17 protein-coding genes are annotated in these 21,750 nt (G+C 59.7%); 7 read left to right on the plus strand and 10 right to left on the minus strand.

All coding sequences use genetic code 11. The features are described from left to right. The first annotated feature begins 206 nt into the window (after positions 1 to 206). The gene (locus tag MWH26_RS15470) at positions 207 to 1,031 is read left to right on the plus strand and encodes a phosphatase PAP2 family protein (RefSeq protein ID WP_247974980.1); all 825 of its coding nucleotides are present in this window, start codon (positions 207 to 209) and stop codon (positions 1,029 to 1,031) included. Positions 1,032 to 1,178: 147 nt separating this feature from the next. On the opposite strand, the gene MWH26_RS15475 is transcribed toward MWH26_RS15470, so the two are convergent. Then, positions 1,179 to 2,444 carry a hypothetical protein gene (locus MWH26_RS15475; protein WP_247974981.1) on the minus strand — a complete coding sequence of 422 codons (1,266 nt, stop codon included), beginning with the start codon at positions 2,442 to 2,444 and terminating at the stop codon, positions 1,179 to 1,181. A 5-nt stretch (positions 2,445 to 2,449) separates the two neighbouring features. Next, complete coding sequence (locus tag MWH26_RS15480) at positions 2,450 to 4,912, minus strand: prolyl oligopeptidase family serine peptidase (RefSeq protein ID WP_247974982.1); 2,463 nt, start codon at positions 4,910 to 4,912, stop codon at positions 2,450 to 2,452. Positions 4,913 to 5,089: 177 nt separating this feature from the next. On the opposite strand from MWH26_RS15480, the gene MWH26_RS15485 reads away from it, so the two are divergent. Further along, positions 5,090 to 5,668: a porin family protein gene (locus MWH26_RS15485; RefSeq protein WP_247974983.1), complete on the plus strand. Its 579-nt coding sequence runs from the start codon at positions 5,090 to 5,092 to the stop codon at positions 5,666 to 5,668. A 13-nt stretch (positions 5,669 to 5,681) separates the two neighbouring features. Here MWH26_RS15485 and MWH26_RS15490 read toward each other — a convergent pair whose 3' ends face one another. Further along, entirely contained in the window at positions 5,682 to 6,314 is a 633-nt protein-coding gene (locus MWH26_RS15490) for an HD domain-containing protein (protein WP_247974984.1), read from the minus strand. A 146-nt stretch (positions 6,315 to 6,460) separates the two neighbouring features. Continuing rightward, positions 6,461 to 6,895 (minus strand): GNAT family N-acetyltransferase, encoded by a 435-nt coding sequence (locus MWH26_RS15495; RefSeq protein ID WP_247974985.1) that lies wholly within the window; start codon positions 6,893 to 6,895, stop codon positions 6,461 to 6,463. A 160-nt stretch (positions 6,896 to 7,055) separates the two neighbouring features. Between MWH26_RS15495 and MWH26_RS15500 the strand changes: the two genes are divergently transcribed. Further along, positions 7,056 to 8,444 carry a PQQ-dependent sugar dehydrogenase gene (locus MWH26_RS15500; RefSeq protein ID WP_247974986.1) on the plus strand — a complete coding sequence of 463 codons (1,389 nt, stop codon included), beginning with the start codon at positions 7,056 to 7,058 and terminating at the stop codon, positions 8,442 to 8,444. A 345-nt stretch (positions 8,445 to 8,789) separates the two neighbouring features. On the opposite strand, the gene MWH26_RS15505 is transcribed toward MWH26_RS15500, so the two are convergent. After that, entirely contained in the window at positions 8,790 to 9,827 is a 1,038-nt protein-coding gene (locus MWH26_RS15505) for a cation diffusion facilitator family transporter (protein WP_244697537.1), read from the minus strand. 246 nt (positions 9,828 to 10,073) lie between these two features. Between MWH26_RS15505 and MWH26_RS15510 the strand changes: the two genes are divergently transcribed. From MWH26_RS15510 to MWH26_RS15520, 3 genes are all read left to right on the plus strand, one after another. Further along, positions 10,074 to 11,450, plus strand: coding sequence for an Nramp family divalent metal transporter (locus MWH26_RS15510; RefSeq protein ID WP_247974987.1), 1,377 nt, complete (start codon positions 10,074 to 10,076; stop codon positions 11,448 to 11,450). 289 nt (positions 11,451 to 11,739) lie between these two features. After that, positions 11,740 to 14,010, plus strand: coding sequence for a TonB-dependent receptor (locus tag MWH26_RS15515; RefSeq protein ID WP_247974988.1), 2,271 nt, complete (start codon positions 11,740 to 11,742; stop codon positions 14,008 to 14,010). A gap of 75 nt (positions 14,011 to 14,085) precedes the next feature. After that, positions 14,086 to 14,940, plus strand: a complete 855-nt coding sequence (locus tag MWH26_RS15520; protein ID WP_247974989.1) for a transporter — start codon at positions 14,086 to 14,088, stop codon at positions 14,938 to 14,940. A 100-nt stretch (positions 14,941 to 15,040) separates the two neighbouring features. Here the strand turns inward: MWH26_RS15520 and MWH26_RS15525 are convergent, their stop codons facing one another. The 3 genes from MWH26_RS15525 to MWH26_RS15535 form a co-directional block, all read right to left on the minus strand. Next, positions 15,041 to 15,415: an SPW repeat domain-containing protein gene (locus MWH26_RS15525; protein WP_244697538.1), complete on the minus strand. Its 375-nt coding sequence runs from the start codon at positions 15,413 to 15,415 to the stop codon at positions 15,041 to 15,043. A 150-nt stretch (positions 15,416 to 15,565) separates the two neighbouring features. Continuing rightward, positions 15,566 to 15,955, minus strand: coding sequence for an SPW repeat domain-containing protein (locus MWH26_RS15530; protein ID WP_247974990.1), 390 nt, complete (start codon positions 15,953 to 15,955; stop codon positions 15,566 to 15,568). Between the two features lie 302 nt (positions 15,956 to 16,257). After that, the gene (locus MWH26_RS15535; protein WP_247974991.1) at positions 16,258 to 18,867 is read right to left on the minus strand and encodes a lamin tail domain-containing protein; all 2,610 of its coding nucleotides are present in this window, start codon (positions 18,865 to 18,867) and stop codon (positions 16,258 to 16,260) included. 115 nt (positions 18,868 to 18,982) lie between these two features. On the opposite strand from MWH26_RS15535, the gene MWH26_RS15540 reads away from it, so the two are divergent. After that, positions 18,983 to 19,981, plus strand: coding sequence for an aspartate-semialdehyde dehydrogenase (locus MWH26_RS15540; protein ID WP_247974992.1), 999 nt, complete (start codon positions 18,983 to 18,985; stop codon positions 19,979 to 19,981). 81 nt (positions 19,982 to 20,062) lie between these two features. On the opposite strand, the gene MWH26_RS15545 is transcribed toward MWH26_RS15540, so the two are convergent. Continuing rightward, positions 20,063 to 20,833, minus strand: coding sequence for an alpha/beta fold hydrolase (locus tag MWH26_RS15545; RefSeq protein ID WP_247974993.1), 771 nt, complete (start codon positions 20,831 to 20,833; stop codon positions 20,063 to 20,065). A gap of 85 nt (positions 20,834 to 20,918) precedes the next feature. Further along, a complete protein-coding gene (locus MWH26_RS15550; protein WP_247974994.1) occupies positions 20,919 to 21,686 on the minus strand; it encodes an alpha/beta fold hydrolase in 768 nt (255 codons plus the stop codon). Positions 21,687 to 21,750 lie beyond the last annotated feature (64 nt).

Raw genomic sequence — 21,750 nt, forward strand, 5'->3', positions numbered from 1 at the left:
TACGCAAGGGGCCGGCAGCCCCTGCCCAAGCCGGGCTGTACTGCCGGACAAGGGCTGCAAAGCTACAAGTTTTCTACGTGGCTGAGCGGGTGAACTTCCAAATAGAGCGGGGACTAACAAGCCGCCCGGCCTTTTACGCTTGAGGTTAACTCAACCGGTGACGTTGCGTTTAGGGACATATTCTCTCCACCTCTGACTTGTTTCTTATGCACCACCTTTGGCTTCTTACGCTAATACTTTTTACGTTTCTGACTTCGAGCGCCCATGCTCAGCGGGCGTCCTCGCCCTACCACACCCGCTTCGGGGTAGATGCTCCCGTGACTGTGGGCCTGCTCGGGGTGAATGCGTTGGGCCTGAGTCTGGCCAAAAGCAAGGACGGGCTGACCGACGCCGAAGCCCTGGCCCTGGACCGCCGCGACGTGAACCGCTTCGACCGCTTTGCCGCCGGCAACTCCAGCGCCACGGCCAAGCGCATCAGCGACTATCCGTTTTACGCCTCCTTTGCCGCCGCGCCCTTGCTCATGGTAGCCGATGGGGATGTGCGCCAAAAGTTTGGGCAGATTGGGGGCTTATATATCCAGACCATGGCTACCACCGGCGCCTTGTTCACGATGGCGACGGGACTGGTGGAGCGCAGCCGGCCCTTGGCCTATAACGCGGGGCTCGACCTTTCGGACCGCACCAGCCGTAACTCCACCAACTCGTTTTTCGCCGGTCACACGGCCGCTACGGCCTCCGCTACCTTCTTCGCTGCCAAAGTATTCCATGACTTTCACCCCGACTCTCCGGCTCGGCCGTTTGTGTGGGCGGGCGCAGCGGCCGTACCGGCAGCCGTTGGCTACCTGCGGCTAAAAGCCGGCAAGCACTTCCTCTCCGACAACCTCCTGGGCTACGCTGTGGGAGCGGGAGCGGGCATTCTGGTGCCCCAGCTGCACAAAAGCAGCGGCGGCCGGATGAGCGTGGTTCCCATTCAGGGGCTCAACAGCAACGGCCACGCCTACGGCGGTTTGTTGCTGACGCGGCAACTGTAACAGCTACTATGTAGCGGGCAAGCAGCTCCTTAATCCTGCCGACCTGCGCTTGCTATTCTACGCGGGGTTCTCGTCTTCCTATACATCCACCGCACCCGTTGGTGTTTAACAGGGCGCGGTGGATGTATAAACTAGTAGTACTACTCCTCAGGAAAACGGACCGTAGGACACGACTTGCCACACGTGCCAGCCCAGCGCCACGCCCATGAGTACCCAGACTGACCACCGTGGTGGCTGGGGCGGTAGCAGAATTACCCACAAGCACAGGAGCAACGGCACCAGAATAAATGTGAGCCGTGGCTGGTAGTAGCCCAGCACTGCAAAGAAGCTGGTAAACAGCGCCAGCAACCCAACCACCGCAAACAACGCTTGCCGCCTAATTGGCCACTTATAGTATCGCCACAAGCCTAGCAACCCCAGCACTAGCCCGGCAAAGAACCCTACGGCAGGCAATGTCTCCAGGAACCGGTACCCGTTCTCGGCTACCTGAGACACAAATTCAGGCCAAGGCAGGCGGAAGGCATCCAGCAGCCAGACCAGTTGGTGATAGGCCTCGGCCTCGTGGTTGTAATACGTTACGCCAAGCAACTGCAGCAGCCCGATCCAGAGTAAGGTAGGCAACAGGAATAATAGCGCTATTCCCAGCCAATTACCCAACAAACGAGCTGGACGCAGGGGGCGGTTTTGCTGCCAAAAGCCGCAGAGCAGACACGGCAGCACCAGCACAAAGCTACCGTACACCAACGCCAGCAGGCCCGTTAGAAAGGCCCAGGCCGCTACTCGGCGGGAACGTTCCAGGTTGGGCCGGGTTGATTGCAAGAGTAGCCACGCGCAGAACAGCGGCACCAGAAACGTGAACATCTGTTGGTGCACCGTCCAGAAAAAGGCCTTGGTAACCTGATTGGAGGCGAAGAACACCAGCAAGGCTCCCAGCAGCAGCCGGCTACCCTGCCCATTCGTTAGGCGGTAGTACAGGTGGGCAAACAGCAACATGCTCGCTAGCAAGACTGCATAGTTGAGCAGCACGTAGCCGATGTAGAACCCCAGCAAAGGTTGGTACTTGGGCGGTAGGCGCTGTATTACTTGCTTCGGCAGTAACCCGCTAGCAGTCAAGGCCTCCACCAGCCACGTACACGGGTAGCCCACGGCAGCACCCACCAGAATGAACAACGGCCGGGACTGCCGAACTTCCCGGGGCTCCAGCAAGTGCGCCGGGTGTCGGGCGTCTTCCATGTACACAAACCCGTCGCAGTTGGCCGTGAAGCCGGCAAAGGAGGTCAGGTGCAGGTAAGTGCCGCAGTACTCGGCCTCGGTTCGGGGCGCCGGCGAGAACAGAAACGATACGGTAGCCAGCAGAATCAGCCCTGTACAGTAGGCGGCCCGCCGGAGCAGCCGCCGCAATGACGTTGTCATTGCCGCTACTGCCCGCTGGTGGTTTTGGGGACCGAGTTACTTGGGTTCAGATTGGTTTCGAACAGCTTGAGAATGCGCTTGTATTCGTCGGTCCAGGAGCTGGGCTCCACGAAGCCGTGGTCCTCGACGGGGTACACGGCCAGCTCCCAATTGTCCTTTTTCAGTTCGATCAGGCGCTGCGACAAGCGGACAATATCCTGGAAGTGCACGTTGGTATCGACCATGCCGTGGCACATGAGCAGGTGTCCTTTCAGGCCGGCGGCGTAGTTGATGGGCGAAGACCGGGCGTAGGCCAGGGAGTCGTTGTAAGGCTCGTTGAGGATGTTGTCGGTGTAGCCGTGGTTGTAGTGGGCCCAGTCCGTGACGGAGCGCAGGGCCGCGCCGGCCTGGAATACGTCGGGCTGGGTGAACATGGCCATCAGGGTGATGAAGCCGCCGTAGGAGCCGCCGTAAATGCCAATGCGCTGGGGGCTGACGCCGTACTTGTCGGTAAGCAGCTTGGCGCCGTCTACTTGGTCGGTGAGGTCTTTGCCACCCATGTAGCGGTAGATGCCCGTGCGCACGTCGCGGCCGTAGCCGGCGGAGCCGCGGTAGTCGATGTCGAGCACCGTGTAGCCCCTGTCGGCCAGCAGGTTATGAAACATGTATTCGCGGAAGTAGGTGCTCCACCACTTGTGGGCGTTCTGGAGGTAGCCGGCCCCGTGCACAAATATCACGGCCGGACCCTGGGCCACGGCATTGGCCGGGCGGTAAAGGCGGGCGTACACATCGGCCCCGTCGCGGGCTTTGTAGCTGATAACTTCGGGGGCGCGCCAGGGGTAGCTCTCAAACTCAGGGGTGGTGCTGTGGGTAAGCTGGCGCATCTTAGCACCGGGCTTGTTGTCCATCAGAAATAGCTCCCAGGGCTTGTTGGAAGCGCTGTAGCGCACAGCCAGCGTCTTCTCGTCGGGCGACAACGTAACTTCATTGGCCCCCGAGCGGGTAGTAATTTGCGTCAGCGCGCCGCCTTCCAGGGGCATGCGGAAAAAGTGCTGTTCGCCGGGGTGGGTTTTGTTGGCCGTCAGGTACCAGGTTTTCCGGTCGCGGCTGAGCTGGGCCTTCTGCACTTCCCAACGGCCACTGGTCAGGGCTTTCTTCTGGCTCGAAGTAATGTCGGCGGTGTACAAGTGGCTGAAGCCGGATTCCTCGCTCTGGAACCAGATGCGGCGGTTACCGGGCAGCCAGCCCACATTGCCCTCGTCGTAACCGATGCCGGGGCCGTTAATCCAAGCGTCATCGTGCTGACGGTCCAGGAGGCGGATTTTTTGCGTGGCCGGGTCCAGGGCCACAATCCACCGGTCTTTGTTATCGGTGCTGCGGATGACGAGGAAGGCGTGCTGCCCGTTATCGGACCAGAAAGGCCCGAACGGGATAACGCGGCGCACTTCGGTGGCGGGCTTGTCCTTTTTCGCGGTAGCCTTGGCTGTGTCGGCGGGGGTAGGCGCTTTGGCTTGCAGCTGGTACTCTTTGCGGTAGGCGGGCTGTTCGTCCAGGCCCTGTAATTCCTTATAGCCGAGCACAAACGTAGTATCCCGCCCGATATCGTACAGGCCCAGCTGGTAGGCGGTTTGGGCCGCGCCTACTTTGGTGCGGGTGCTGATGTCTTCGGTGAAGCCCGAGGCCGTGACGAAGTTGGGCACCAGGGCCACTTTTTCAGCAGCTGGCTCTTGTACCAGAGTATAGGTAACGTAGCGGCCATCGGGGGCCAGGCGCAGGTTTTGCACCGTTTGCTGGCCTAGCCAAATGGCCTTGGGCCGCAGCTTGGCCAGGGCCTTTTGCTGGCGCTGCCGGGCCTTGGCGTCCTGATCTTTGCCGCGCAGTACCTCAAACAACGCCAACTGCTGGGCCCGTAGGAACTTCTCCGACTTATCAGTCGGCTCGCCCGGGGTAGGCCGGTTGCCGCGGCGGAAGTCCGTGCGCTGGGTGGTTTCGCCGGTGGCCGGGTCCCAGGTAAACAGGTTGCCAGCCCGGGTGTAGCTGATGACGCGACCCAGCAGGGCAAACTGCGGGTCGGTTTCCCGCTCCGCCGTGTTGGTTACGCGCCGTACCCGCTGCGTTTTCAGGTCGAGCAAGTATATGTCGCCCTCCCGTTCGTACACTTTGCGGGTGTAGCGCTGGTCGTACTCTCCGTTGGTGGTAGGCAGGGCCTGCTGCTCCCGCAAACTCACCTTGCGCGGGGCACCACCCGCCAGCGGCAGCCGGTAGAGCGAGTCGCGGCGGGCTTTTTCGGGGTTCCAATTAAAGTAGATGGTTTTGCCATCCTCGGCCCAGGAGATATTACTTGGCGAGTTGCCCAGCCACTGGGCCGGGTCGCGCATGATTTTCTCGACGGTCAGTGGGGCGAGCCCGGCGGTAGACGGAGCGGGAGTCTGGGCCAAGGCCGGGGCCGCAACAACCAGCAGCAGCCCCAATAGGCGTAGTTTGTGCATCAACAAAGCTACAATTCAAAGTGAGAGATTGGCTTACAGACACGATTAGCCACCAAGTGTTGCTAGCTGCTCCAATCAACTCTACTTTTAACTGCTCATCTACTTCGATAAGGCCGACTTTTCATGCCGCCGTCTCGCTAAATTCTAGTGGGAGAGGTCCGCGTTTTTACTTTTTCAATGAAGAAGCTCCTTCTACTCTGTCCCGCGCTGCTGCTTAGCAGCTGGCCACTGCTAACCCAGGCCCAAGGTGTGCGTTTGGGGCTAAAAGCGGGCGTCAACTATAGTAGCGTCACCTCGCCCGGCTACGAAGGCCCAACGCGCCGGTTCGGACCGGTAGCGGGCGTGTTTGCCCAACTGCCGCTGTCCTCCGACGGTTTTTTGCTGGTACAACCAGAACTCCTATATTCAGCCAAGGGCTCACAAAGTACCTATATCAATGGCACCTTTGCCTCCCGTTTGCACTACCTAGATGTGCCGGTGCTGGTAAAAATTAACGTCGATGGTCTGTTCTTTGAGCTTGGCCCGCAAGTCAGCTTTCTAGCTGCCGCTCGCTACGAAACTTCCACTGGCACCTCCACTAGTGTGCGCGGCTCCAACCGGGTAGCGGCAGGTGGTGCGGCTGGCGTTGGGTACCAACTACCCATGGGCCTAGGGCTCACGCTACGTTACACCCATGACCTCACGCGCCTCTACTCCCTAGGCCCACGCAATACCGTGTTTCAAGCGCAGGCGAGCTACCTGTTGGGTGATAAATAGCAGTAGTACAGGCTTATAGTGTTCGTAGCTCATGCGCCAAATTCCGCCGGGCCTGGGCGTCGAGCCGTTCCCGGAAGGCGGGCGTGTGGTAGAGGGTAGCAGCTGAGAGCAGCTTTTCCAGCACCTTGCGGCGGCCGCGGCGGTACATGAAGTCGGGAACGAGGCGGTACTCCTGGCGCACTTGGCGGGCGTACTGCCAGTAGTCGGCCTCGGGGGCGCCGAGGATTTGCAGGTCGGCATCCAGGAAAAGCAGCAGGTCGGAGTCGGCGGCGGGTTGGGGCTGGGTGTGGTCTTTGGTGCGCTCAATCAGAAAAGCCACGCGCTGACGGCGCTCCGCTGATAGGGTAGTGCGCTGCAGGAACTCCAGGGCCAAGTCGGCGCTCCGAGCCTCGTTATCGGCGCGCAGGGGGTTGTATACTGCGTCGTGAAACCAGATGGCTAGCTGCACCACCGGCATATCCTGCACTACACCAGCGTGCTGATCCACGGCATCGAGCAGGGCGCGCACATGGGGTAATGCGTGGTAATGCCTGTCGGAGGCGGTGTAGGCGCTTTCCAGCTGCTGAAATGCAGCCATGCGCCGGGCTTCGTCAGGCAGCAAAGGGGTAGTGAGGCGGTGCCAGCGGGCAGCTAGGGTAGTATTCATACGTGGCAACTAACGCGGATTGAAGAGAGAAATTCGGCGCTACCAGGTAGAAAATAAAGCCGACCGATACCTAGCTAGTAACGACCCATTGGCGGTGCGTAAACGAAACAGCAGGAATCCTTCTTCTGATGGCGGGCGGCGCTGGTTTAGTTAGCCGTGGGGGCACCGTAGGGGTTTGGGCGGCGCACTTCCATGTAGCGCTCCGGGTTTGCCAGGGGCTGAAAACCGAACTGCTCGTACAAGCCGTGGGCATCCAGGGTTGCTAGCATCTGCCGGCGCACGTTGCACAGGTCGGGGTGGCTCCATACCTGCTGCATCAGCTGCTTGCCAATGCCCTGACCCTGCTGCTCGGGCAGCACGAATACGTCGCAGAGCCAGGCGAAGGTAGCCCGGTCGGTGATGACGCGAGCAAAGGCTACCTGGGCCCCATCCGGAGCGTACGCGCCGAAGCAGAGCGAATTAGCAATGGCCCGCTCCACCGTTTCGCGCGGAATGTTGGTGGCCCAGTAGGAACTTTCGGCTAAGTAACGGTGAATCAGTGGTATGTCTAGAAGGGCCGGATCGGTGCTGATGGTGTACATGGGGCCAAAAGTTGAGGGTAAGCGGCAGTAGTGAGAAGTTAACCCGGTGGGGATGCTTGCCAAGAACGGTGGTTCCCACAAAACTACCAGTGTCCCTCATCCAAAAGCTGCTCCATTTCGTTAGCTTATTGGATTTAATTAACCCTTTAACTCACTGGCTATGAAACACCTGAACTCGCTTATCTTGGGTAGCCTTTTGCTTGGCACGGGAGCTAGGGCCCAAACGGCTCCTGCCCTGACTACGTTTCCGGTGGGCGCTACCACGGTTACGGTTTCGGCCCTGACGACGGGCCTGCAGGTGCCCTGGGAGCTGGTGTGGGGGACCGATAATTTTATCTGGATGACGGAGCGCGGCGGCCGCATCAGCCGCGTCGACCCAAACTCGGGTCAGGTAACGCCGCTTATTACGTTGCCCGATGTGGCGACTTCCTCGGAAGGCGGTCTGTTGGGTATGGTCCTGCACCCCGATTTTACCACGTCGCCTTACGTGTACGTGGTCTATAACTACAACGATACTGGCTACAAAGAGAAGCTAGTGCGCCTTACGTACGCCAACGGTACGCTAGGTAGCCCCGTGGTGCTGCTCGGCGACATTCCGGCCGTGAGTACGCACAGCGGCTCCCGCCTGCTTATCTTACCCGACCGGACCCTGCTCATGACCACCGGCGACGCCCAGGACCGCCCTTCGGCCCAGAACCGCAGCTCCCCCAACGGTAAAATCCTGCGCCTAAACCTGGACGGCACCATTCCGACCGACAACCCAGTGGCCGGCAACCGCAGTTACTCGTTCGGGCACCGCAACCCGCAAGGGTTGGTGCGGGCCTCCAATGGCCGTATTTACAGCTCTGAGCACGGCGAAAATGCCGAAGATGAAGTCAACATCATTGAAGCGAATGCCAACTACGGCTGGCCCACGGTGGAAGGGCTCTGCAACCTGGCGGCGGAGCAGGCTTTCTGCACGGCCAACAATGTGCGACAGCCTATCTTCACCTGGGCTCCTACCGTGGGCGTGGCCGGCCTTACCTACTACGACCACCCCGCCATTCCGGGCTGGCGCAATAGCCTGCTGGCCGCCACGCTACGCGGCAACAAGCTCACCCAGATTCCACTGGATGCGGCCGGCACGACAGCCGGTACCGGCGCGTTCACCCTGACTTCCTTCGGGCGGCTGCGGGCCATTTGCGTCTCGCCCGCGGGGCGGGTGTACGTGGGCACTAGTAACCGCGACGGCCGAGCCACGCCGGGCACCTCCGACGACCAGATTCTGGTGCTGGAAAACCGGGCGTTTGTACCCACGGCTACCACTGCCAGCCGCAGCAGCCAGCTTCGCCTCTGGCCCAACCCCGCCAGCCGCACCGTTACGCTCCAACTCCCGAACCCTGCTACTACTGCCGCCACGGTCCACATCCACGATGCGCTTGGCCGAGCAGTACGCACCGCTCAGTTTGCCGCCGGCCAGTCCAGCCTCTCCCTATCCCTGCACGGTTTACAGCCAGGCTTATACTCCGTAAAAACGGCAGCAGGTACGCAGCGGTTAGTAATAGAGTAGTGAGGTGGTGAGACGGTGAAATGGTGAGTAATGATTGTCGACTAAACGAGTTAAACCCGTCTGTCATCCTAAGCGCAGCGCAGGATGACAAATAGAGTGGATGGACGATGTTTGTGAAGGGCTACATCTAAATCCAACACAAAAAGAGTGTCATGCTGAGCGAAGGCGTAGCTGCAGTCGAAGCGTCTCTACCTCTGGCTAAGTTATGACGTCAGCAACGAAGCGGTAGAGATGCTTCGCTGCTCTCAGCATGACGTGCTATTATATTGATATGTGCACAGTCTACTGTGTGTTGTACTCGCTACGCACTTGCAGTTGTACACTATGGGTTGTTCTGTAGCAGCCTTATCCATTCTGCTCCTGAGGCTCTTCTATGAGCTGGTGCCGCTCGTTTTTCACTACGTTGGCCAGGGTCCAGGGTATTTCCTGGGTGAAGGGATGCTGCCGCACGGGGCAGTCGGGCATGTGGCAGTGGGAGCAAGCGGCGAAGGTGCAGGGGTCGGCGTGCACAAACATTTCCACCTGCACTTCAAACTCCTGATCCACCAGCACCTCAATGTTGTGCACTTCGGCGTGGGTTTGCTCCAGGCTAAAGTAGTAAGGCATGGTCACGTGGCAGTCGATGTGCAGGTTAGCCCCGTAGCGCACCACGCGCAGGTTATGCACGTCAATCCAGGCCGGCTGGCGGTGCTCCTGCAACTCCGCTACCACGTGCTGCACGGTAGCGCTATCCGTTTCATCCATCAGCCCCGATACCGACCGGCGCACCATGCGGTAGCCATTTACTACAATGAATACGCCCAGCACCAAGGCCGCGGCGGAGTCGAACAGTACGTTGCCGGTAAACACCACCAGCAGCAGCGCGGCGCACGAAACAAACGTGCTGACGGCATCCAGATACAGATGTTGCCCGTCGCCGACGAGGGTAGGCGAGTGGTGCTTGCGGCCCGCCTGAATCAGCAAATAGCCGGTACCCAGGTTCACCAGGGCCGTAAACGCCAGCAGGGCCATGCCCCAGTCGGGCCGGGCCAGGGCGTGCGGATGCAGCAGGGCTTGCAGTGCGGTGTAGAAAATATACACCCCCGCCATCCAGATCAATCCGCCCTCAAAACCTACCGATAGATACTCGATTTTGCCGTGGCCGTAGGGGTGATTTTCGTCCTTGGGCAAGCCAGCCAGATAGATGCTGTAGAGCGCAAACCCACTGGCAACCACGTTGATAATTGACTCCAGCGCATCCGTCAGCACGGCCTGGGAGCGGGTTAGCAGCCAAGCGTAAAACTTAATGGCCACCAGCACCACACTCACCACCAACGAAAGCAGGGCAAAGCGCGTTTTAAGAGGAAGCGAGAACAGGGAGCGAGCAGGAAGTCGGCGGGCCATGAGGGTGCGGTGAGGAAGCAGAGCTATCGGCGGGGCCGACCAATCAGGTTCCGGTACAGGCAAGCAAAGACAAGAAAAGGGGGCGCAAAATTCCGGGAAAATCCTGGCTTCTCGCAGTAACGACAACTTTTTGAAACAAACGCAGTAAGTAGACTGTCTTAAAAAGAAATTTAGGCTACTCTAAATTTAGCTTTCTTTGTGACTACCAGTCCTTCAGGCGCTTCGCCGGACGTATCGCCCCACTCTATGCCCTCAGTCTTACCTTCTACTCCCGATACGCAAACTCCGCCCCTCACGCCGCCGGAAGCCGGGTGGCGCAAGGCCCGCACGGCGCCCTCTTTGCAGGAGGTGTACGCCTCCATTCGGGTACCCGCGCAGAGTGCTTCCTTTTGGCGTAAGCTGCTGGCTTTCTGGGGCCCGGGGCTCATGGTGGCCGTGGGCTACATGGACCCCGGCAACTGGGCGACGGATATTGCGGGCGGCTCCCGGTTTGGCTATACGTTGCTTTCCGTCATTCTGATTTCTAACCTGTTTGCCATGCTACTTCAGCACTTGGCCGCCAAGTTGGGCATCGTGACGGGCCGCGACTTGGCCCAGGCCTGCCGCGACCATTTCTCAAAGCCGACGGCCATGGTGCTGTGGTTTCTCTGCGAAATAGCCATTGCAGCCTGCGACTTGGCGGAAGTTATCGGCTCGGCCATTGCCCTGAACCTGCTGTTCAAAATTCCCCTCACGTGGGGGGTAGTGCTGACTATCCTAGATGTAATGGTGGTGCTGCTGTTTCAGAACAAGGGCTTCCGGGTACTGGAAAGCATCGTGGCTGGCCTGATTGTGCTGATTTTTGGCTGCTTCCTCTACGAAATCATCGTGTCGAACCCCGATTGGTTTGGCATTCTGGGCGGGCTGGTGCCGCGGCCGGAGGTGGTTACCACGCCGGGCATGCTGTACGTGGCCATCGGTATTCTGGGCGCCACCGTGATGCCCCACAACCTGTACCTGCACTCTAGCATCGTGCAAACCCGCCAGATTGAGCAGACCGAAGGCGGCAAGCGCATGGCCATCAAGTTTGCTACCATCGACAGCACGGTGGCCCTGTTCCTGGCTTTCTTCGTGAATGCGGCCATTCTAGTGACGGCCGCCGCGGCCTTCCACAAAAATGGCCACCACGAGGTAGCCGATATCAACCAGGCCCATGCCCTGCTGGCCCCGGTGCTGGGAGCCGGTGCCGCCTCCATTGTGTTTGCGGTGGCGCTGCTGGCCTCGGGCCAAAACTCGACGCTCACAGGCACCCTAGCCGGGCAAATTGTGATGGAGGGCTTCCTGAACATACGGCTCAAACCCTGGCTGCGTCGCCTAATTACCCGCGGCATTGCCGTGGTACCAGCCTTCATCGTGACCTTGCTGTACGGAGAGAAAGGCACCGGTGAGCTGCTGGTGCTCAGCCAAGTAATCCTCTCATTGCAGCTAAGCTTCGCGGTAGTGCCGCTAGTCATGTTCACGAGCAGCAAAGCCAAAATGGGCGTATTCGTGAACAAGATCTGGGTGCAAGTGCTGGCCTGGGTGGTGTCGGCCATTATCATCGCCTTGAACGTGTACTTACTGTACGAAACGTTTTTTGGGTAGGAATAGCGTGGGGTGTAGTTGCCTCACCCCTAGCCCCTCTTCGAAGGAGAGGGGGACTAGCTCTAGAAACCGTTCTATTATCTGCTCTACCGCTTTCTAGCTTTTAGAAAGCTAAAAACTAGTCCCTCTCCCCTGGAGAGGGGCTAGGGGTGAGGCAACTAGAAACTACCTGCAGCCCGTCCTTTTTCAAACAGGAAAACGAGTCTAAACTCTGACAGCGCGCACTGCCGCGCTTTTTTCAGCCCACCAGATTTAGGCTTATCTAAATAATTTGTAAAGCCGCTGCTAAATGAAGCATATCCTACTTTGCTTATTCGTGTTTGTCAGCAACTTGGCTGTTCAGGCTCAATCCACGGGTTCGGTACGGGGCGTGGTGCGGTCAGAGGGCAAGGAAGTGCCGTTTGCCAGTATCGGGCTGAAGGGCACTACCCTGGGTACTACCGCCGATGAGCACGGCAACTACGTGCTAACAAAGGTGCCCGCGGGTAGCCACAAGCTGGTAAGCAGCGCGGTAGGGTTGCTACCTACGGAACGCAACGTGAGCGTAGCGGCGGGCCAAACCACTACCCTTAACCCGAGTTTGAACCCCAGTGCCAACGCCCTCGGTGATGTGGTAGTGAGTGGAACGCTGAACGAGGTGATACGAAGCGAGTCGCCAGTGGCGGTGGAGCTGTACTCGCCCAAGCTGTTTCGGAAGAATCCGGCGGTGTGCTTGTTCGAGAATCTGGCTATGATTAACGGGGTGCGGCCCCAGCTTAACTGCAACGTCTGCGGTACTGGCGACATCCACATCAACGGCCTGGAAGGGCCTTATACCATGGTGCTGATTGACGGCATGCCGCTGGTCAGCTCCCTGAGCACGGTGTACGGGCTGAGCGGCATTCCGAGCAGCCTGATTGAGCGGGTGGAGGTAGTGAAAGGCCCGGCTTCCACGCTCTACGGCTCCGAAGCGGTAGGCGGCCTAATCAACGTCATCACCAAAAATCCGGCAAAGGCCCCGCGCTTTTCCGCCGACCTGTTTGGCACTTCTCACCGCGACGTGAATCTAGACCTGGGCGTCGCGCGCAAAATTGGGGCGGCCTCTACCCTGCTCAGTACCAACCTCTACCACTACAACCAGCGCCGCGACGTGAACGACGACGGCTTTACCGACGTGCCTACCCAGCAGCGCGTGTCGGTATTCAACAAGTGGACCTGGGCCCGGCCCGAGCAGCGGGTAGCCAACCTGGCCGGCCGCTATTACTACGAAGACCGGTTTGGGGGCCAATTGAACTGGAGCCCGGAGCACCGCGGCCAGGACAGCATCTACGGGGAAAGCGTGTACACGAGCCGTTACGAGTTGCTGGGCCAGTACCAACTGCCGGTGCGCGGGCAGCGGCTCATGCTCAGCGGCACCTTCAACCAGCACCGCCAGAACTCGGCCTACGGCACTACCCTGTACCGGGCCCTGCAGCGGGTGGGCTTCGGGCAGCTGACCTGGGCCAAGGAGTTAAGCATCCGCCACAACCTACTCACGGGCGCTACCTACCGCACCACCTGGTACGACGACAACACGCCCGCCACCGCTACCACTGGCCCCAACGACACCCCGCGCAACGCCCCCGACCTAGTACAGCTGCCCGGCCTGTTTGCGCAGGACGAGTGGCGCCTCACGCCCGATGCTACCCTGCTCATGGGCCTCCGTTACGATTACAACTCCCGCCACGGCAGCATCCTGAGTCCGCGCCTGAACTACAAGTGGGGCCGGCCCGATGGCAGCCAGGTGTGGCGCGTGGGCTTGGGCAACGGCTACCGAGTAGTCAACCTGTTCACCGAAGACCACGCCGCCCTCACCGGAGCCCGGCAGGTAGTAGTGCCCGAGGCCCTCAAGCCCGAGCGAAGCTGGAACGTGAACGTGAACTACAACCGCTTCCTACAGCTCAACAGCGGCGCTACCGTCACCCTCGATGCCAGTGTATTTTACACCTACTTCACCAACAAAATCAGCCCCGACTACGACACCGACCCCAACCAAATCATTTACCGCAACCTCAACGGCTATGCCGTCAGCCGAGGCTTCACGCTGAACACCGACGTAGCCCTGGCCCGGCCCCTGAAGGTAATGGTGGGCGTAACCCTGCTGGACGTGTTTCGGCGGGAGCAGCCGGCGGAGGGCGGTCCGCAGCGCCGCTTGGCGCAGTTTCACTCGCCGCCTTTTTCCGGCACCTGGGCCGTGAGCTACGCGCTGGAAAAGCTGAACCTCTCCCTCGACTACACCGGCCAGGTAAGCAGCCCGATGGCGCTGCCTATTTTCCCGAACGATTTCCGGCCCGGCCGCTCGCCCTGGTTTGCCCTCCAGAACGTGCAGGCGACGCGCAAGCTCCGGGAAGGACTGGAGCTGTACGGGGGCCTCAAGAACATCTTCAACTTCCTGCCCCGTTACGCCCTGCTGCGGCCTTTTGACCCCTTCGATAAGAACGTGGGCGTCGATAATCCCCAGGGGTACACCTTTGACACCAGCTACAACTACGCTCCTATTCAGGGCCGGCGGCTATTTCTGGGGGTGCGCTACGCCTTGTAGTTGGGCAGTTGCTGGGGCTGCATGATCGGGCGCGTAGTTTTTGCGTACGGAGCGGCATACGCTACTTCTCCCCTCATGAAATTTCTTCCCGTTCTATTCCTGGCGGGCGCGCTGGCGGGTGCCGCTGGTACGGCCGCGGCCCAAGCCCCCGACTCGGCAGCGAAGCCGCGCTACACGCTGTTTCAACCTACCCCCCGCGCCCAGCTGCGCAAGCTCCACCCCGACCGCCCCGGCATCACGGAAAGTGCTTTTACCATTGACCCCGGCCATTTTCAGGTAGAAGCCAACCTATTCCGGGTACGCAACGGCCGGGAACAGGGCGTTCGTCGGCGGGAGTTGCTGTTCAACCAGGCGGTACTCAAGCTCGGCATTTCAGAGCAGACTGATCTGCAGTTAGTGGTAGAATCGTATACCATTGAGAAAGAGTGGCCCCAGGAAAACGCAGCGCCGGAGCGCAACCGGGGTTTCGGCGACCTGACGCTGCGCGCAAAGCGCAACATCTTCGGCGACGACGGAGAGTCGCGGGGGGCGCTGGCAGTGGCTACGTTTGTGCGCGTGCCCACTGGCGGCAACGTTGGGAATGGGGGCTGGGAAGCGGGCGTGTCGGTTCCGTTCACGTACAAGCTGGCCGAAACGTCGGAGTTGTCGGTGCAGATGCGCGGCAACTGGGAGCATGACCGGGACGCGGGGCAGCACTTTATATCCTTCATGCCCGCGGCCACCGTCAACCACGACCTGAACAAAGTGCTGGGTGTATACGCCGAGCTAATGAGCAATTGGGACACTCGCCAAGCGCTGTGGCGCACTACCCTCAACGTGGGCCCGGAGTTCACACTCAGCGAGAATTGCCAGCTTGATTTAGGCGCGGGCCTCCCCCTCACCCGCGAAACCTACTGGGAGTTTTTCCTGGGCCTAACGCTACGGCGCTAGATAAAGCGCGCTTTACTAGATATAATATATAGAAGCCAAACAGCCCACTACTTCAGCTTGAAGCAGCGGGCTGTTTGGCGAGTGGACGCTGGCAGGTTGGTTAGCCTCGGTCCGTCATCATGCTGCGGGTCTGGCCTTTCCAGTCGGTGATAAACCACGTAACAACCGAAACCACTCCCAGCATCCACGATAGGTTTCGCTCGGCGCTGCCGCTTTCAAAGTGGAACAGGAAAGGAGCTGCCAGCAAGGCCAGGCCGGTCAGCAAATCAAGCCAGCCGTGCACCGGGAAGGGAATTACTCGGAGTATACCGAGCTTAAAGTCGGTGAGTAGGGTGATGAGCAGGTAGCCCCCGGCCAGTACAAAGCACGCAGTATCAACGGCCGGTTCCAGATCAAACATAATGGGCGCCATGGCCAGCACCGTAATGAAGGCGACATCAATGAAGCCATGAGCAGTAGGCGACAGAATCTTCATGGGAAAGACAACAGGTTGGTGAGTGAACAGTAAATCGGAGCCTAAACACGCAGACAGGCCGGGTTAGCCTGCGAGGCATTCGGGCAGTTCTTGACAAAAAAGCCCGACAGCACTACACTGTCGGGCTCTCAGGTGTAGTACCGCAGCAGCTTAGTGCTGGGGCATAACGTTTTTATGCGTTTGCGTGTGGGTATCGGCGCGCCAGTCAGTAAGCATCCAGGAACCCAGGAATACTACCCCCATGACCATGAAGAAGTTACGGGCAAGGATGTTGTCGTCGTGAAAGCCGAAGATGAACGGAGCCGCCAGTAAAGCTAGGCCACTTACCAACTCTAGCCCGCCGTGCATCGGAAACGGAATCATGCGCATGACGCCCAGCGGGAAGTCAGTCATCAGCGTGATGAGCAGGTAGCCGGCGGCTAGTACGTAGCAAGCCGTGGCGTAGGGGCCATCAAAGTCAAAAAGCGTGGGAGCCAGGGCAAACAAAGCAATGGTACCGTAGTCGAGCATGCCGTGCATGCGAGGCGATATTACTTTCATGTAATGAGGCAGTTAATGTGAATAACTGCTGATTCTTACGCGCCTGTTTTTTAAAAGGATATTGTTGAGCAATAAAAAATATATAATATCACCTCAAAACAATACAATATTGTTGAGCTTTACTGGTTTTCACTACTTGCCCTGCGGTGTCGACAGCCCTAGCATTACCCCTCCCCAGGCAAACCCCTAAAAGTCCACTTGAAGCAGGCGTTCTTGGTCTAAACGGCGCTTACAACCTAAAAACTCCGTACGGGCATCATTATCAAGTACGGTAAGCAGCACCGAAAACTAGCGGGCGGGCCTCACAGCCGGGCGCCTACCACTACCGTTTTGCGGAACTCCCGCTTGGTGCCGCTGGGGGTAAACAGTTCCACGAGCAACACATAGTAGCCCACGGTTGCCTTCTGGCCCCGATCCGTCAGGCCGTCCCACTGCCAGAAGCCGCGCGTTGGCAGCGTTTCATTGCGCACCAGTTGGCGGGCCAGCCGGCCCTGGGCATCATAAATGGTCACGGAGCCGGCGTAGCCCGGTTCTTCCAGTTGGTAGGTAAGGGTAGTGAAGTCTTGCTGACCGTCTTCGTCGGGAGTGAACAGCTCGGGGGCCACCGTGAGCAGCCCCGCCCCTTCCGGCTCGGTTTGCTGCTGGGAGTTGGCACGGCCCGGAGTGGCATAGCCCACGCTGCTAGCCGCGGAATGAAAGTTGCGCGCCTCGCTCGGCCCGGCAGCCCGAATCCGCTCTAATGATACGCCATCTGTTTGGTCCAGGAGCTTTAGGTGCTGCTTTTCGGAGTAGGCGTACTGGTCCAGCACCTGCGTCTGGGCGTCCAGCACTACCACGGTGCCGGCATCATCAGGGAAAGTCGGCAGGGCTGGTACCGCCACCAGATTTGTCGCATTAGCGCTGGCGGGATACTGATTCTGGACAATATCGGGGCGGGTTGTAAAGGCCAGCAAGCCACCGGGAGGTAGCAGCAGCGGCCCGCTGCTGATCGGCTCGGACCGGATGGTGCCACCAGTTACTTCCACACTACCGAGCTGCCAGCCCTGCACGTTCAGGTACTTACTGGAGCGGTTGAGCACTTCCACGAAATCAACCCCACCCACCCGCGGGTTAAACAGAATTTCGTTGATGACTACGTCGCCGGGCGAGGGAGCAGCGGGCAGGGCAAAGGTGGCCGAGGTAGCTGGGCCGCTGGCGTTGCCCACGCAATCCAAGGCTTGCTGCACAGTTACGGTCAGGGGCTGATTCGGCGTCAGCGGGGTAGCCAGCGTTAGGTCTACCGTTCGAAAATCGGGGGTAGCGGGGGCGGCGCGGGTAATGGGAGCCGTGGGGGTAAGCGTGTAGTGCGTCGGTACGGCCGCGGCGGTGCTGTCCAGCTTTTCGGCGAAGTAGAGCCGCACCGTAGTGGGGCTCAGGGCCACGGCGCGGAGCAGGACCGGCGGGGTGCGGTCGGGGTTGGTAGCGCGGATGGAGTTAGTCCGGCCGGGCGTACCGCCGGTGGCATCGGTGCTGGCTCGCCAGTTTGGCGCCCCCGCGCAGGGGTTGCCGGGGTCCAGCATTTCCAAGGTCCAGCCGCCCTCCTTCTTGCGGGCATCTTGGTACCAGGCGTCGGTGTAGCTCACCTCGAACAGCGTGCGCCCATCCTTACCACGTAGTACCAGCTGGTCGGCGGCGTTGGATAGGCTGGGAAAGTTCGTTAGCCCGAATACCTTGCCGTAGCTGGCAAACTGGGCGGCGCGGGTGCTGCCACACACTACGGCGTACTCGCCCGGCAGCAGGGTAGCGCCGGCCGGAAACACGGCCGCGCTGGTACTTCCCGGTTTCAGCAGGCGCACTCCGGCCAAATCCAGCACCGCCGTAACCGAGGCGTTATGCACTTCCACAAACTCCGAGGCCGGCAACCCGACTACCGGCGTTTCATCGGCCATGATTTCCGTGATGAGCACCTGGTTCACGGTAGGCGCCACGGCAAAACCGTTGTTCTGGAACGTAGCCGTTAGCGGGCCAGCGGCTACGTTACCGAAGGCATCTGCCACGCCCCGCACCTCCACCGTATGGGCGCCCAGCGGTACATCGGCGGCCAGCGTCAGGTGCACGAGCGTTGGGTCGGCAGCATCCCGGGTAGCAGCCGTTACGACCGGGGTCCCGCTCCCCAGTAACCGGTAGCTGGCCGCTACCTGCGAGGCAGCTACGGCTTCATTAAAGGTAATATCAAGTTGGCGGGCAGCCGTAACGGTGGCCCGCGTGAGCAGGGGCGCCGTGGCATCCGTTACCCGGAAGTCATCGAAGGTGAAGGCTCTGCTGTTGGCCTGCGAATACGTAGCATACACTCCGAAATAGGCACTGCGCTGGTGGATGGCATCGGTGGCCGTGCCCTCGCGCACGTAGGCCGTGCCGCCGGCTAGGTCCCGCTCCAGGGTCCAGACATGCTGGGTAGTGCGCGTGACGCGCACCCGCACGAGGTTGTTGGTGGTGGAGCTGAGGGTGCCATCTTGGCCGTTCACCACGTACACCGGACTACCCGTGGCATCCTGGCGGAAGAGCGACACTTCATCGGCGGTACCGCCCAGGCGGACGAAGTAGCCCTTGGTGCCGCTGGCTTTCAGATCGGCTTGGTCGGCCATGAGCCACACATCGGCGTAGTTGCCGCCGCTGGTAGCCAGCTTGAGGTTGGCCCAGAACTCCCAGGTAGTGCCGGTGGTAGCGGCGCAAGGCGTCACCAACTGAATTTCGGTGCCGGTAACGGCCGGGCCATTGGTTTGCAGCTGCTGGGCGGAGTTGATTTGGAAAGCGGCCGCGTCGCCGGTCCAGACGGGGTTTTGGGTGAAGTTGGCGTCGGCGAAGGTGTCCGTGAGTTGAGCGCGGGCCGAAACAGCGCTCAGGAACAGCGCTAGGAATAGTACTTTTTTCACGAAGAATAAGCAGCAATACGTAAGGTAGCCGCCGCCAGTGGGGCGGGAATAATAGGGGGTGAAATATAACCACATTTCGTGATGTACCTTTGCCGGCGACAAACACATAGAATCCATGAAAGTAGCCGTAGTAGGTGCCACCGGCCTGGTCGGGGGCGAAATGCTGAAAGTACTGGCCGAGCGCAACTTCCCGGTCACTGAACTTCTGCCCGTAGCCTCCGAGAAATCGGTGGGCCAGGAAATTGAATTTCGGGGTCAGAAATACAAAGTGGTGAGCATGGACGACGCCATTGCCGCTCGCCCGGCCGTTGCCATCTTCTCGGCCGGCGGCTCTATCTCCAAGGAGCAGGCGCCGCGCTTCGCTGAGGTTGGCACCGTGGTTATCGACAACTCCTCGGCCTGGCGCATGGACCCCACCAAGAAACTGGTGGTACCGGAAATCAACGCCAAAGAAATTACCGCCGACGATAAAATTATTGCTAACCCCAACTGCTCCACCATTCAGATGGTAGTGGCCCTGAACAAGTTGCACGAAACCTACAAAGTGCAGCGCATTGTGGTCAGTACCTACCAGAGCGTAACCGGTACCGGCAAAAAGGCCGTGGACCAGCTCATGCAGGAGCGCGCCGGCCAAGCCGCCAGCAACCCCGCCTACCCCTACCCCATCGACCTGAACGTGCTGCCCCACATCGACGTGTTCGAGGACAACGGCTACACCAAGGAGGAAATGAAGATGGTGAAGGAAACCAAGAAAATCATGGGCGACGAGAACATCCGGGTCACGGCTACCACCGTGCGCATTCCGGTAGTTGGCGGCCACTCCGAGGCCGTAAACGTGGAATTTGAGCGGGAATTTGAGCTGGAGGATGTGCGGCGCATCCTGCGCGAAACCGAAGGTGTGGAAGTAGTGGACGACGTGAAAAACAACCGCTACCCCATGCCCAAAGACGTCCACGGCAAAGACGCCGTGCTAGTCGGCCGCCTCCGCCGCGACGAAACCCAGCCCCGTACCCTCAACATGTGGGTGGTAGCCGACAACCTCCGTAAAGGCGCCGCCACCAACGCCGTGCAAATTGCCGAGAAGATGCTGCAGATGGGCTTGCTGCAAGCGTAGGTAACATACTTCTTTCAATAAAAACAACCCAGCGCCGATGCTGCTCTAGCACCGGCGCTGGGTTGTTTTTATTGAAAGGATTTAGTGCGGCACCTGCTTGCCAAACACCAGCTCCGCGAAGCCTTCGATGGCCTTGCGCGTGTCAGTGGGCCGCTCCAGAAAGCCTACGTGCCCGACATTTGCCAGCCATAGAACCGTGCTGTGGTCGGGGAGCAGGCTTTCTTCGTGGGTCTTTTCCAGGGGAACCGCTTTATCGTCTTTGCCGGCAATGAAAAGAACTGGGTAGGTAGCCTTTTCCAGCACCGGGCGCCGGTCGGGGCGGCGGGCCATGGCCTCCATGCTTCCCAGGGCCGTTTCTAGGGGCACGGCCGCGCCAATGCGCTGCAGCATTTCCACGTGGTGCTCCATAGACTCGCGGTGAGCAGCAGAGAACTGAGGCTTCAGAAACTCCTCCGTGAAGGCCGCTACCCCGTGCTCTTCCAAAAACTTGCGGTTGCGCTGGCGCCGCTCCTGATCTTCTTCCAAATCTGGCAGAGCAGAGGAATGGAACAGGCAGAGGCCAGCCACCTGGGCCGGATACTTCTCGGCAAACGCCAAGGCCACGTAGCCGCCCATGCTGTGGCCGACCAACAAAACCTGATGAACACCTTCCGCTTTCAGCTGGGTCTGCACGTAGTCGGCGGCGGCTTCAAAGGAGTAATCAGAGCTGACTTGGGGGTCCGGGCCGTAGCCGGGCAGGTTGGGTTGCAGGGTGCGGTAACGGGTAGGAAAGTCGCGCAGAAAGTCGTCCCAGATTTCGTTGCTTTCCAGAAAGCCGTGCAGAAACACCAGGGTAGGCAGGGAATTACTCATAGCGTATAGGTAAAAAAAGAGCCACCCCGTTGTGGAGCGACCCTGCTTTTTGTACGTATCAACTCCGAGCCTCGTTAAAGTCGAGCTATTTCCCTTCGGCATGAAACACTACCCCGGCGAAGTCCACCACGGCGCGGCGCGTCAGCTCTGGCTCCTCGAAGTAGCCTAGGTGGCCCACGTTGCTGAGCAGCAGGGCGTGGCTCTGGGCCGGCAGGGCCAGTTGGGGCAGCAGGCTTTCGGTGGGCACGGCTACATCCTCCTTTCCCGCAATAAACAGCACCGGGAAACGAGCTTCCTGCAGCACTTTGGTACGGTCGGGGCGGTTTTTCATGGCTTCCAGAGCGCCGAGTACGGTAGCCTCCGGAATGGCACGGCCAATATCTTCCAGAAACTCGCGCTGCTCCAGCATCTGCTCCCGGTTGGCCGGCGCAAATAAGGGCCGGATAAAGGACTCCATGAACTTCTCAACTCCGTGGCGGCGCACAAAGTCCTTGTTCTTATCCCGGTTGGCCTTTTTCTCTTCCGAGTCGGGTAGAGCCGTGGAGTGGAACAGCACCAGCCCGGCCACCATGTCGGGGTAGCGCTCAGCGAAGGCCAGGGCCACGTAGCCGCCCATGCTGTGGCACACGAGTAGGGCCCGCTCCACGTTTTTCTGCCGCAACTGCTCGGCTACGTAGCGAGCCTGGGCCTCCATGCTGTAGTCGCGGATGTCGTGCACGTTGGTGCCGTGCCCGAGCAGGTTGAGGGTTAGCAGGCGGTAACCTTCCGGAAATTCGCGGGTGAATTCAGTCCAGACCTCCCGACTTTCAGCGAAGCCGTGCAGGAACAGGATAGTAGGTTGGGAGGATGACATAAGAAAAGCACCGCTACACAAGCGGCTATGCAGATTGAACGGGCACAATTACGCACTTTTGCCC

This window comes from Hymenobacter sublimis (genome assembly GCF_023101345.1).
In the GTDB taxonomy this organism is placed as follows: Bacteria; Bacteroidota; Bacteroidia; order Cytophagales; family Hymenobacteraceae; genus Hymenobacter; species Hymenobacter sublimis.